We start from the raw sequence: 13,657 nt of genomic DNA on the forward strand, positions 1-13,657 counted from the left end.
GGTATTACTCTCGGGGTATGTCCTCTGCTGCCGAAGTACCCGCGAATCTGATCCTGTCGCGTCGTGATCTCGAATTCCTGCTCTACGAATGGCTCGACGTCGAGTCCCTGACCGAGCGCAAGCGGTTCTCCGACCATTCCCGTGAGACGTTCGACGCGGTCATGGAGCTCAGTGAGCAGATCGCGGTGAAGCACTTCGCGCCGCACAACAAGAAGGCCGACGCGAACGAGCCGCACGTCGGCGACGACGGCAAAGTCGTCCTCATCCCCGAGGTCGAGCAGGCGCTGAAAGTCTTCAACGACGCCGGTCTGATCTCCGGGCAGTTCGACGACTCGCTCGGCGGATTGCAGTTGCCGACGACGGTGTCGAAGGCCTCGCTTGCCTGGTTCCAGGCCGCGAACACCGGTACCGCCACGTACCCGTTCCTCACCATCGGCAACGCGAACCTGCTGATCGAGTACGGCGGCGAGGCGTTGGTGGACAAGTACGTGCGCCCGATGCTCGAGGGTCGTTTCCACGGCACGATGTGTCTGTCCGAGCCCGGAGCCGGATCGTCGCTCGCCTACATCACGACGAAGGCTGTCCCGCAGGACGACGGAACGTACGCGGTGAGCGGAACGAAGATGTGGATCTCGGGTGGCGAGCACGAGCTGGGTGAGAACATCGTGCACCTCGTGCTGGCGAAGATTCCGGGTGGCCCGGCCGGCGTCAAGGGCATCTCGCTGTTCGTGGTTCCCAAGACGCTGGTGAACGAGGACGGCTCGCTCGGCGAACGCAACGACGTGAACCTGGTCGGCTTGAACCACAAGATGGGCTACCGCGGAACCACCAACACCCTGCTCGCTTTCGGTGAGAAAGGCGGCGCCACCGGATATCTGGTCGGCGAGCCGCACAAGGGCCTGTCGTACATGTTCAAGATGATGAACGAGGCCCGTATCGGTGTCGGCATGGGAGCGACTGCACTCGGATACACCGGGTACCTGCACTCGGTGGCCTACGCTCGCGATCGCGCACAGGGTCGCCCGGTGGGGGACAAGGATCCGGCCGCACCACAGGTGCCGATCATCGACCACGCCGACGTGCGCCGGATGCTGCTCGCCCAGAAGTCCTATGTCGAGGGCGGTCTGGCGTTGGGTCTGTACTGCTCGCGATTGGTCGACGAGCAGATCACCGGTGACCAGGAGGCTGCCGAGCGCGCGGGCTTCCTGCTCGACGTGCTCACCCCGATCGCCAAGGCATGGCCGTCGCAGTGGTGCCTCGAGGCCAACAATCTGGCCATCCAGGTGCACGGTGGCTACGGCTACACGCGCGACTACAACGTCGAGCAGTTCTACCGGGACAACCGACTGAACCCGATCCACGAGGGCACCAACGGAATTCAGGGCCTCGATCTGCTGGGGCGCAAGGTGGTCGCACAGGGCGGCCGAGGTCTGCAGCTGCTTGTCGACGCCGTGACGGCCACCATCGATGCGGCGTCGGGTGAGTACGCCGAGGCGTTGAAGGCGGCTCTCGATCGACTCGTCTCCGTCACCGGAACCGTGTGGGGACAGGGTGATCCGGAAGTCGCACTCGCGAACTCCAGCGCCTACCTCGATGCGGCCGGCCACCTCGTCGTGGCCTGGTTGTGGCTCGATCAGCTCAACGCTGTGGGCGACAAGGAGGGCGCGTTCTACGACGGCAAACGAGTTGCCGCGCAGTACTTCTTCCGCTACGAGCTGCCCAAGACGGGGCCGATGTTCGATCTGCTGGTCTCCCTCGATCGCACGACTCTGGATCTCGACACGACGGTTCTGTGATCGGTCCGTCAGTCCCTGGCGCTCGCCAGGGCTGACGGCCACCAGATCTTCTTGCCGATGTCGTACGACAGAGCCGGTACCAGGATGCTGCGGACGATGACGGTGTCCAGTAGAACTCCGAAGGCCACGGCGAACCCGAGTTCGGCGAGGAACACCAGCGGCAGCACGCCGAGCACGGCGAACGTCGCCGCCAGCACGACACCGGCGGAGGTGATGACGCCGCCGGTGACGGCTAGCCCGGTCAGGATGCCCTGGCGCGTACCGTGTTTCAGAGTTTCTTCGCGGACGCGTGTCATCAGGAAGATGTTGTAGTCGATTCCCAGCGCCACGAGGAACACGAAGGCGAACAGCGGGAACGACTGATCCGCACCGGCGAAGCCGAGCACGTGCTCGAACACCAGGCCGCACACTCCGAGTGTCGCCGCGAAGGACAGCACGACGGTGAGTATCAGGATGAGCGGAGCGACGATCGCTCGCAGCAGCGCGGCGAGCACCACGAAGATGACCACCAACACGATCGGGATGATGAGGTTCCGATCGTGGATCGACGCGTCCCGCACATCGACGGTGACGGCGGAACTTCCGCCCACGCGGACGTCCGCGTCGGGAAGGGCGTGCAGCGTCGCGCGCAGGGTCTGCACCGTGGACAGCGCTGCATCCGAGTCGTAGGGATCGGCGAGGACGGCGTTGATCATGATGCGTCCGTCGATGGGCTGAACCTGCAGATCGGCCGGGGCACAACCGGATTGGGCAGCGGCGGCGAGAGCGTCGGGCCCCAGCGTCCTGATCAGATCCTGGATCTTCGCGAAGTCGACCTGCACGCACACCGATCCCGGCGCCGTGGCGACGCCGGGCACCGCCGATGCTGCCGCGATCACGTCGTCCGTCGCCGAGGCGCGAGCGGTGATGACGGCGGGCGCTCCGGTGCCGGGGTCGAACTTCGCGTCGTAGAGTTCCTGGCCGGCCACGGCTGGCGGGCGATTCGTGAACGACTCGGTGGTGGTGATGCCCCCCGTGTCCAGGCCGGTGATTCCGACGATGCACAGCAGCAACAACACACTGGCGCCGATCCACGCCGGGCGGTGACGTCGGCCGATCGTGTCGGCGATACGGCCCCACGCGCCGTGGGTGGCGATTCCCGACGCCTGATCGACGCGGGGCGTGCGAGGCCAGAAGACCCACCGACCGGCCAGCGCCAACGCCACGGGGAGGAACGTCATCATGACGAGAAGCGTTGCGGCGATGCCGATGGCGGCGACCGGCCCGAGGCTCTTGTTCGAGTTGAGTTCCGAGAAGCTCAGGCACAGCAGTCCGATGATCACCGTCGCCGCCGATGCCACGATGGCGGGTGCCGACTCCTTCCAGGCGCGGATCATCGCGTCGAAGCGGCTGTCGTAATGGTGCAACTCTTCCCGGTACCGCGAGATGAGCAGCAGGGCGTAGTCCGTTCCGGCCCCGAGGACCAGGACCGACTGGATGCCTTGGCTCTGGCCGGTGAGGGTCAGCAGATCCGCCTTGGCGAGGAAGTAGACGACGACCGAGGACAAGCCCAGGGCCAGCAGCGCCGACACGATGGGGAAGAACCACAGCACCGGTGAGCGGTAGACCACCAGCAGAATCAGCACGACCACCAGCAGAGCTGCCCCCAGAAGGGCGCCGTCGAGGCCTTCGAACGCGTCGATGAACGCGACCAGGAGTCCGCCGGGGCCGGCGGGGAGGACGTCGAGTTTCTCACCGGCTGCTGTCGTCGCGGTGTCGAGAACCTCCTGCTCGGTGGCGGCCAGTTCGTCTCCCGCTACCTCCGCACCGTCCTTGTTCGCCACCAGCGGGACGTAGAGCGCGGCGGTGCGACCGTCCTCGGAGTACTGCGGCGGAGTCATGGCCGTCGCATCGACGCCCTCGATTTCGGTGAGCGCCTGCCGCGCCGCCAGGACGGTGGCTCGGTCGTCGTCCGTGAGGGGTTCGGGGCTGTCGAACATGACGAACCCGGGGATGGTCTGTACCGACAGGAACCCTGCACTCTCGGTGTTCACGCGGGTCGATTCGGCGGACCCGGGCAGGTACGACGCGTTGTCGTTCTTCTGCACCTCGGAGAGTTTTCCTTGGAAGGGTCCACCGATGAGTCCGCCGAGGAACACCAGCACGGCGACGATCACGACGGAGATGACGGGGCGACGCGCAGAGGTCATGGACGAGTACACCACCGCAGGCTCGTGATGGCGAGCACAGTCGGGGATCGATCGCCCGACCGCCGCCGTGCGGGAACGGCTCGGATTTGTTTCACTATCGCTGTGACTCACCACATACATCGGGGCCGGATATTCCACATCGCCGGTCAGCCGGTAGTGACAGGTGCTCGAGAAGCTCTGGTCTTCGAGGACGACGGTGCTCTCGTCCTCGATCCCGACGGTCTCGTCGCCTGGTGCGGAGACCACTCACAATTGCCGACCGAGTACGAGTCGGCCACGGTGACCGACCACCGGCCGGGCTTCGTGCTGCCGGGTTTCGTGGACACCCACATCCACTTCCCTCAGACCTATGCCGGCGATTCCTACGGCGGTGGGCAGCTGCTGGAATGGCTCGAGCGGTGCATCTTCCCGTCCGAGTCGAAGTTCGAGGACCCCGCGTTCGGACGCGCCGCGGCAGTCGAATTCACGAACCAGCGTGTGCGGGCGGGCACCACCGCCGCCATGGTGTTCGGCTCGGCCTTTCCGCCGGCGCAGGACGCGTTGTTCGAGGAGACCAGGCGCCGCGGCCTGCGCATCGTGAGCGGTCGCGGGATCCAGACGCGGGGCCCCGACTCCGCCGGACCTCTCTGCACCAGCGAGCAGGCTGCACTCGACCTGACGGCCGCGGAGGTCGAGAAGTGGCACGCGGCGGATACCGGCGACGTGGACACCGCGCTGTTGCACGTCGCTCTGGTACCCCGGTTCTCGCTCTCGGTGACCACGGCGACGCTTGCGGGTCTCGGCGAGATGTACAGCGATCTGCGTGGTCGCGGCGTGTACGTACACACCCACCTCAACGAGAACAATCGCCCCGGAACCGGTGAGGTCGACGCCACGAAGGCCGACTACGAGGTCGACTCCTACCTGGACACGTACGACGGAAAGTTCCTGCCGGGGTCGAGGATCGGCGGTGAAACCCTGCTGGGTCGGCGCACGATCATGGCGCACGCGGTGCACTGTCAGGACGGCGAGTTGGCGCGTATGGCCGAGACGGGTACGTCCATCTCGCATTGCCCGGTGTCACAACTGTTCCTCGGCTCGGGAACCATGCCGTGGAAGCGCACCGTGGCGTCCGGGGTCAACATCTCGCTCGGAACTGACCACGGAGGTGGCGACGAGTGGTTGATCTCCCGAGTCGCGAACGATGCCTTCAAGGTGCACATCACCGAACCGGGTGACGACGGTGTGTCCATGCACCCCGCGGAGATGTTGTTCGTGGCCACCCTCGGCGGTGCTCGCGCTCTCGACATGGAGAACCGATTCGGCAACTTCGACGTCGGCAAGGAAGCAGACTTCGTGGTGATCGATCCCGAGCGCTGGCCCGCCCTGAACAACGCAGTGACGCACGGAGCGCGTGCCGACGACGCCGAGATGGCTCGCGATCAGACGTTGTTCGCTTTATTGATGCAACTACGCGAACCGGCGATCGCGCACGTGTACGTGCAGGGCCGGAAGATCGACGCGTAGAACAGTGAGCACTGCAACGGTTCTGGTGGTCTGTCACCCCACGTCGGTCGACGAGATGCGCGCCTGGGCCACGGAGGTCGAGGCCGTTGCGGCGTCCGCAGCGGGATTCGTCGGACTCCATCTCGCGCAGGAGGGTGCTTCGGCAGTGGTGCTGAGGTTCGACGGTGCCGACCGGCTGACGTCGTTCCTCGACTCCCCGGAATGGACGCGACTGGTCGAAGCCGGTGCCGCGCACGGGGTGATGCGCAGGTTCGGCGACGTGGTGATCGTCGACGGGGGTGCACCCCCGACCGGAGTCGAGGTCTTCGTCCACGAGGTGACAACGTCCTCCCGAGACGAATTCCTCGCGGCTCAGCGTCATCTGACGACGATGGGGGCCGATGCGTCCGGGCACGAGTTCTCGCTGGTGTACGGCCCGGATGCGCTGCCCGGTGGAACGGAGGCATGGGTCTCCGTCGTGAAGTTCCGCACCGATACCCAGCTCGCGACGTGGTTGAGCTCCGCCGATCGCGGCTCCGCGTTGTCCATGGTGCGACCGCATCTCACGCGGGACTTCTCGACCTCCGCCGATATCGATCGCTTCGGATCGATCGTGCGCGTGCGGGACGGCGAATCCGAGGTCACGCCGAACTGGAAATCGGCCATGATGGTGCTCCTCGTGCTGTATCCGACGGTGATGCTGCTCTCGCGTTTCCTCGGCCCGCACCTCGACGCCGTGGGGATCGACCCGTGGCTGTCGATGTGGCTGAGCCAGATCGTGTCCGTCGGCGCCATGACGTGGTTCCTGATGCCGTGGGCGACCCGCGGCTTCGCCTGGTGGCTCGACCCGGAGCGCGGGGCCGGCCGGCGCGTGTCGGTTCTGGGTGCGCTGGTGGTTGCCGGCGTGTATGCGGTGACGCTGACGCTCTTCGCCTCGGTGCAGTGGCTGCAGTTCTGGGATTACGTCTGACTCGACTGTGTGGTCGGCCACTCCGGGGTGGTCGACCAGCAGGAACACTGCTTAGATACAAGACGTGCGCAACACAGATGCAACCGTCTCGTCGTCCGATCGGGCGTACGCGACGGTCAAGGAACTCATCGTCTCCGGCGAGCTGCCGGGTGGTGAGCTGATCAGCGAGGGGCAGATCGCCGAGCGCACCGGCACCAGCCGCACCCCCGTCCGCGAAGCGTTCCTGCGACTCGCGGCCGAAGGATGGATGCGGCTCTACCCCAAACGCGGTGCCCTGGTCGTTCCGGTGGCACCGGACGAAGCGACACACCTGGTCGCCGCTCGACGACTGGTCGAGACCGGGTCACTCGAGGCATTCGCCCAGGACGCGGGGAGCCGAGCCTCCGCCACCACGCAGATGCGGGAGAGCCTCGACCGGCAGCGCGTGCTCGCCGACGCGGGCGACTCTCTCGGCTTCGCCGCCGAGGATGCAGACTTCCACACCGTCGTCGTCACGCACGGGGACAACCCCCTGCTGTCGACCTTCTACTCAGGATTGCGTGACCGGCAGCGCCGCATGACCGCGAACTCCGTGGCTCGCAACCCGGACGTGCTGTCGTCGATCATCGACGACCACACACGTCTCACCGAACTCGTCGAGCAGGGAGACGTCGCCGGCTACGACGCCGCCCTCGTCGACCACATGGCCGCAACGCACTCTCTGGCGTCGCGGCGGACAAGGACAGAATCCCGATGACCGTTCTGGATCGCGGAACCACCACCCGCACGTGGCTGCCCGTCGCACTGGGCATGCTCGCCGTCGCGTGGGGTGGCAACGAATTCACGCCGCTGCTCGTCATGTACCGCGAGGGCCACGGCTTCTCGCCCGTCATCGTCGACGTGTTCCTCTTCGCCTACGTCGTCGGCATCGTTCCGGCGCTGCTGATCGGCGGCCCGCTCTCCGATCGCTACGGTCGACGCCCCCTGATGCTCCCCGCGCCGGCCATCGCGGCGGCCGGGTCGATCATCATCGCCCTCGGATCGCACACCGCCCCGCTCCTGGCCACGGGCCGCGTGCTCAGCGGTGTCGCTCTCGGGTTGGGCATGGCGGTCGGCGGAAGCTGGCTCAAGGAGCTCTCTACCGACACGGTCGGAGCGGGTGCTCGCCGCGCCGCGATGTCGCTGACCGGCGGATTCGCCGTCGGCGCCGGTGTCGCCGGAGTGCTGGCGCAGTGGGCGCCGTGGCCCGAAGTCCTGCCCTACCTGGTGCACGTCGCTCTCGCGGCGATCGCCACAGCCGTCCTGATCGGTGTCCCGGAAACGCGGATGCGCAGCGAGAACACCAATTCGCTGATCGACGACCTGAAGATCCCGTCGGCGGGTCACCGCCGTTTCCTCACCGTGGTTCTCCCCACCGCGCCCTGGGTCTTCACCGCGGCCAGTGTCGCCTACGCGGTGCTGCCCGGCCTGATGGCGGATCATTCGGGATCGTTCCCCATCGCGTTCTCCGCACTGCTCGGTGTCGTCGCCCTGTCGTCCGGCTTCGCCATCCAGGCAGTGGGCCGACGGATCGACACCCCGCACAATGCACGGGCGATCATGGTTGCGCTCGCGATCATCGTGGTCGGAATGACACTGGTCTCCGTCGCGGCGGACGTTCTCACCGTGCCGATGGCGCTGCTCGCTGCGGCGGTGCTCGGTTGCGGGTACGGCATGGCGATGGTGTCGGGACTGCAGGAGGTCCAGCGCATCGCCGGACCGAACGACCTGGCCGGACTGACCGCCGTGTTCTACTCCGTCACCTATCTCGGCTTCGCCGTCCCGGCCATCCTGGCGGTGGTGGTCGAGCAGTTCCCCGGTTCGGTCACCTACCCGGAACTCTTCGTCGCCGGCGCAGTCCTGGCGGCGTTGACCCTGGTGTTCGTGGGTCTGAAGGACGCCAGCTGGAGAAAGGCGCGCTGATCGGGGTCGACCCCGGTCAGGGCAGGCGGGGAAGCCGCTTCTTCCGCAGCCACGACTCCCAGAAGTCGTCGTCGCTGCCGTACTTCTTCGCCAGAGCGACGAAGTCGGCAGTGGCCACGGTCGAGTGCCGGAACGTGGTGGTCCACTCACGCAGCAGATCGAAGAACGGTCCGTCGCCGAGAGTGCGCCGAAGAGCATGCAGCGCAAGGGCTCCGCGCTTGTAGACACGGTCGTCGAACATGTCGTCCGGTGTCGGATCCGCCAGGACGAGGTCCTGCGGAAGCGACGACAGCCGACTGTGCGCACGCGTGGCTTCCTGATGCGCGGACGGGCCGTTCGAGTTCTCGGACCAGATCCACTCGGAGTAGCAGGCGAATCCCTCGTGCAGCCAGATGTCGCTCCACCGACCGATGGTGAGGCTGTTGCCGAACCACTGGTGCGCGAGCTCGTGCGCGACCAGACGTTCGTACCCGCGGTCACCGGCGCAGTGGTTGGCGCCGAAGATCGACAAGGTCTGTGCCTCGATGGGGATTTCGAGTTCGTCGTCGGTGACGACGACGGCGTAGGAGTCGAACGGATACGGCCCGAACGACTCGACGAAGGTCTCCATCATCTGCTGCTGGCGACCGAAGTCGTGGTCGAAGTTGCGCCGCAGACGCGCGGGCAGGACGGCGTCGACGGGAACCGGTGTGTTGCAGACCCGATGCCTCTCGTACAGGCCGATCTGAACCGTGGCCAGGTAGGTCGCCATCGGCTCCGGCTGCTCGTAGACCCACGTGGTGCGCGAGGACTTCACGTACGTGTGCGTCAGAGTTCCGTTGGACACGACGTGGTACGGCGAATCGGTCGTGATCGAGATGGTGTATGCCGCTTTGGAACTCGGGTGATCGTCGCACGGGAACCACGACGCTGCGCCGTTCGGCTGACTCGCGACGATGGCACCGTCGGTCAGTTCCTCCCAGCCGACTTCGCCCCAGACGCCCTTGATGGGTGCCGGGTTGCCGCTGTAGGCCACGGTGAGAACGAACGGGGTGCCCTCGGCGATCGGTCGCTGCACCTTCACGGTGAGCTTCGCGCCGCGGTGGGTGAAGCGCACACCGCGCATTCCCGCGATCCCGACCTTCGACGGCGACAACGCCGGACCCATGTCCAGGGAGAATTCGGAGATCTGTCGAGTGGTCACCGCGTGGACGACGGCTTTGCCCGACAATCGATTCGAGTGCACCTTGTATTCGAGGGACAGCTCGTATCGATCGACGGAGTAGCCCCGGTTGCCGTTCTGCGGCAGGTACGGGTCGATCGGGGAATCCCGTGCCGCGCCGACGTCCTGGGTCATTTCTCGGTCCAGGGCGCGATGGGGTTGCCCTGCCACCGGCTGGACTCCGGCACGGTGTCACCGCGCATGACCAACGACGCCGGACCGACGGTCGCTCCTGCGCCGATTCCTGCCGCGGGGAGTGCGACGCAATGCGGGCCCAGAGTGGCGCCCGCCCCCAACGTGACCGTGTCCATGCTCATGATCCGATCATGGAACAGATGTGTCTGCACGACGCACCCTCTGTTGACGGTTGCGCCGTCGCCGAGTGTGATGAGGTCTGCCTCGGGCAACCAGTAGGTCTCACACCAGACTCCCTTCCCGATGTGTGCGCCGAGCCATCGGAGCCACAGGTTCAGAACCGGTGTTCCCTCCGCTGCCCGAGCGAACCACGGCGCCGCGACGACCTCCACAAATGTGTCGGCAACCTCGTTGCGCCACACGAACGAGCTCCACAGCGGGTGTTCCACCGCACCGATCCGACCGACCAGTGACCACTTCGCGGCGGCCGAGACGATCGCGGCGACAGCTCCCGCCACCAGTAGGACAACGCCGCTGAGGAGCGCGGCCGCCCAGTAACCGATCTCGCCGGCAATGGCGGTGAGGGCCGCGAGGACGCCGAAGCCGACGGCGAACGACACGACGACCGGGACGAGGCGACATGTCTCGACGACGGCGCGCGCGATCTTCAGCTTCCGCGGCGGATCGAAGGTGCGCGTGGTGTCCGACGAGTTGGGGGCGCGGCGCAGGCGTACGGGCGGGCTGCCCAGCCACGACGAACCGGACTTCGCCTTGGCCGGCGCCGCGGACAGCACCGCGACCAGACCGTTCTTGGGCACTCGACGTCCGGCGGCCGCCATCCCCGAGTTGCCGAGGAACGCACGCTTGCCCACCTTGGCTTCACCGAGGTGCATCCATCCGCCACCGAGTTCGTAGCTGGCGATCATCGTGTCGTCGGCAAGGAAGGCGCCGTCTCCGACGGTGGTGAACTTGGGAACCATCAGCACCGTCGACGCTTCGACGTCCTTGCCGATGTCGGCACCCAGCAGTCGCAGCCATCCCGGTGTCAGCAGGCTCGCATACAGCGGGAACAGGAACGTCCGAGCGGAGTCCATCAGGCGTTCCGTCGCCCACACCTGCCACCCGATCCGGCTGCGGACCGCGTGGTGCCCCGGTACGAGTCCGATGGACAGCAACCGGACCGATGCCAGAGTGATCGCCGCGAACACGATCAGCGAGATCAGGGCCGCCGGAGCGACGAGCGCGAATCCGAGACCGACGGCCCCGAGTCCCGTTCCGGCGTCCGAGATGCCGACGACGACGAGCAGCAGACCCGCGGCGATCGACACCAGGGGCAGCCCCGACAGCAGCAGCGAGGTGAATCCGTAGACGGGCACCCATCCCCGTCCGCGCGGGGGCGCCGCGTCGGGCCACGGATGGGTGGCCTTGCCGACCTTCGCGGCCGGGGATCCCGACCACTGCTGACCGGCCTTGACCTTGCCCGAGACGGCGGACCCGGCGGTGATCTCGGCGTTGCGGCCGATGCGCGCCCCGGGCAGAAGTGTCGAACGCGCCCCGACCGTCGCGCCGGCTCCGACCTCGATCGAGCCGATGTGGACGACGTCGCCGTCGATCCAGTACCCCGACAGGTCGACCTCCGGTTCGAGCGCGCACCCGTCACCGAGAGTGAGCATGCCCGTCACCGGGGGCAACGTGTGCAGGTCGACGTCGCGCCCGACCGTCGCACCGAGAGCCCTTGCGTAGTAGACCATCCACGGTGCCCCGGACAGGTTCGATGCGCCGCTGGCGTCGGTGAGGCGATTGGCCGCCCACAACCTGAGGTGGACGCTCCCGCCGCGCGGGTGCGAACCCTCGGTCACGCCGCGCATGAGCGCGCGAGATCCGACGACGGACACAGCCATGCGTCCGACCGGGGTGACGAACAGCAGGAAGCCGAGTGCCAGCCACCACCACGACAGGGTGGGCAACCACGCGTGCGGGGAGACAGTCGACGCAAGGTTGGCCACGACGCCGAGCCAGGTGACCCATTGCAGCCCGGTCAGCGTCGTCAACGGCAGGGTGGCCAGTACCTGCGCGAGTTGCGCCGACCGCGGGGTCGGCGTCACGATCCGCTTCTCCGTCACGGGTGGCGGAACCAGTGAGTCGAGCAGCGCCACCAGCGAACCCAGCCGCGGGTGGTCGTAGAGTTGGGCCACGGTGATCTCGGGGAACCGCTCGCGCAGGCGAGTCACGAGCAGAGCCGCGGACAGCGAGCCGCCACCTGCTGCGAAGAAGTCGGCGTCCAGTGACCCGATCTCGGAGCCGAGCACGTCGCTCCACAACTCGGCCACCCATCCGGCCGTTCCGGCGAGAGCCGAGTCCTCGACGGGACCTCCGCGTCGGGGTAGCGGCCAGGGGAGCGCGGCGCGGTCCACCTTGCCGGACGTCCGCGTCGGCAGCTCGTCCACCAGTGCCAGTCGCGGAACCATCGCGGCCGGAAGTTGCTCTGCCAGAAGCTCTCGCGCGCGGACGGTGTCGAAGTCGGGGTCCGTGCTGACGAGGTACCCGACCAGGACAGGCGTGCCCGATCCGGTGGTGCGTACCGCTGCCGCCGCGCCGCTCACGCCGGGCAGGGACTGCAGCGCGTTGTCCACCTCACCCAACTCGATGCGTCGTCCGCCGACCTTCACCTGGTCGTCGGCACGGCCTTGGAACAGCAGCCCCTCCAGCTCGAGGCGCACGAGATCGCCACTGCGGTAGGCGCGTTCCCAGCCGAGGGACTCCATGGGTGCATACTTCTCGGCATCCTTCACCGGATCGAGGTAGCGGGCGAGCCCGACACCTCCGATCACGAGTTCGCCGACATCGCCGATCTGCACGGGTCGATCGTCGGGACCGATGACCGCCAGATCCCAACCGTCGAGGGGCAGGCCGATGCGGACCGGGCCGACGCCGTCCATCAGGGCGGCGCACGCGACGACGGTCGCCTCGGTGGGGCCGTACGTGTTCCACACTTCACGACCCGGAACAGCAAGGCGCTCAGCAAGATCGGGTGGGCAGGCCTCACCGCCGAAGATCAGCAGTCGAACGTCCTCCAATGCCTCGCGTGGCCACAGTGCGGCCAGCGTGGGCACCGTCGACACGACGCTGATGTCGCGGGCGACCAGCCACGGGCCGAGGTCCATGCCGCTGCGCACGAGCGAGCGGGGCGCGGGCACCAGGCAGGCGCCACTACGCCACGCCAGCCACATCTCTTCGCACGACGCATCGAAGGCCACCGAGAGCCCGGCCAGGACGCGGTCACCCGGACCCATCGGTCGATCCTGGAGGAACAGCCGTGCCTCGGCGTCGACGAAGGCAGCGGCATTGCGGTTGCTCACCGCGACGCCCTTGGGCTTACCCGTCGACCCCGAGGTGAAGATGACCCACGCATCGTCGTCGGGAGTGGGACGACCGACGTCGCGACCGGTACTCGGCGCGCCGGTGCTGGTGACTCCACCGGCGGAGATGATGGCCGTGACGCCCGCCTCGGAGAACACCATCTCGGCGCGCTCGTCCGGATCGTCGACATCCACGGGCACGTACGCGGCACCGGCGGCGATCACCGACAGGATCGCCGCGTACAGGGAGTAGCTCCCCGACGGCATCCGCACGCCGACGCGGTCCCCGGCGCAGACGCCGTGGCGCGCGAGCCAGCCCGCCCCCTCGTCGATGTTGTCCATGAGTTCGGCGTAGCTGACCGTGGTCGTGCCGTCGTCGAGTGCAGGCGCATCGGGCCAGGAACGCGCGGTGGCCTCCAGGATGTCCACGAGGGTGCGCTCCGGCGCGGCCAGATGGGAGCGGACGTACTCCTCGGGAATGCTGATCTGCAGGGACAAGTCGGGCGGCCTCTCGGGGTGAACAGCACTTCTCACATTCGTGACGACACGTTATTGCACGGCTAGTTTGCGGGTTGGTGAAC

8 protein-coding genes are annotated in these 13,657 nt (G+C 67.1%); 5 read left to right on the forward strand and 3 right to left on the reverse strand.

Annotated elements, in window-relative coordinates; translation table 11 throughout:
- The first annotated feature begins 17 nt into the window (after positions 1-17).
- Positions 18-1,796 (forward strand): acyl-CoA dehydrogenase, encoded by a 1,779-nt coding sequence (locus AC0IX4_RS01595; RefSeq protein WP_471827800.1) that lies wholly within the window; start codon positions 18-20, stop codon positions 1,794-1,796.
- A gap of 8 nt (positions 1,797-1,804) precedes the next feature.
- Here AC0IX4_RS01595 and AC0IX4_RS01600 read toward each other — a convergent pair whose 3' ends face one another.
- Complete coding sequence (locus AC0IX4_RS01600; protein WP_471827801.1) at positions 1,805-3,985, reverse strand: MMPL family transporter; 2,181 nt, start codon at positions 3,983-3,985, stop codon at positions 1,805-1,807.
- A 102-nt stretch (positions 3,986-4,087) separates the two neighbouring features.
- On the opposite strand from AC0IX4_RS01600, the gene AC0IX4_RS01605 reads away from it, so the two are divergent.
- The 4 genes from AC0IX4_RS01605 (at position 4,088) to AC0IX4_RS01620 (ending at position 8,381) form a co-directional block, all read left to right on the forward strand.
- Positions 4,088-5,491 carry a guanine deaminase gene (locus AC0IX4_RS01605; RefSeq protein WP_471827802.1) on the forward strand — a complete coding sequence of 468 codons (1,404 nt, stop codon included), beginning with the start codon at positions 4,088-4,090 and terminating at the stop codon, positions 5,489-5,491.
- A gap of 4 nt (positions 5,492-5,495) precedes the next feature.
- On the forward strand, positions 5,496-6,440 hold the full coding sequence (locus AC0IX4_RS01610) for an antibiotic biosynthesis monooxygenase (protein ID WP_471827803.1): 945 nt from the start codon (positions 5,496-5,498) through the stop codon (positions 6,438-6,440).
- Positions 6,441-6,504: 64 nt separating this feature from the next.
- Positions 6,505-7,176, forward strand: a complete 672-nt coding sequence (locus AC0IX4_RS01615) for a GntR family transcriptional regulator (protein ID WP_471827805.1) — start codon at positions 6,505-6,507, stop codon at positions 7,174-7,176.
- Entirely contained in the window at positions 7,173-8,381 is a 1,209-nt protein-coding gene (locus tag AC0IX4_RS01620; RefSeq protein ID WP_471827806.1) for an MFS transporter, read from the forward strand. The genes AC0IX4_RS01615 and AC0IX4_RS01620 overlap by 4 nt, the downstream gene beginning before the upstream one ends.
- A gap of 16 nt (positions 8,382-8,397) precedes the next feature.
- Here AC0IX4_RS01620 and AC0IX4_RS01625 read toward each other — a convergent pair whose 3' ends face one another.
- Together AC0IX4_RS01625 and AC0IX4_RS01630 are read right to left on the reverse strand one after the other, a co-directional pair.
- Positions 8,398-9,717 carry a M1 family metallopeptidase gene (locus AC0IX4_RS01625; RefSeq protein ID WP_471827807.1) on the reverse strand — a complete coding sequence of 440 codons (1,320 nt, stop codon included), beginning with the start codon at positions 9,715-9,717 and terminating at the stop codon, positions 8,398-8,400.
- Positions 9,714-13,574, reverse strand: a complete 3,861-nt coding sequence (locus tag AC0IX4_RS01630; RefSeq protein ID WP_471828322.1) for a Pls/PosA family non-ribosomal peptide synthetase — start codon at positions 13,572-13,574, stop codon at positions 9,714-9,716. The genes AC0IX4_RS01625 and AC0IX4_RS01630 overlap by 4 nt, the downstream gene beginning before the upstream one ends.
- Positions 13,575-13,657: the final 83 nt, after the last annotated feature.

The organism is Rhodococcus sp. AC861 (assembly GCF_979256035.1).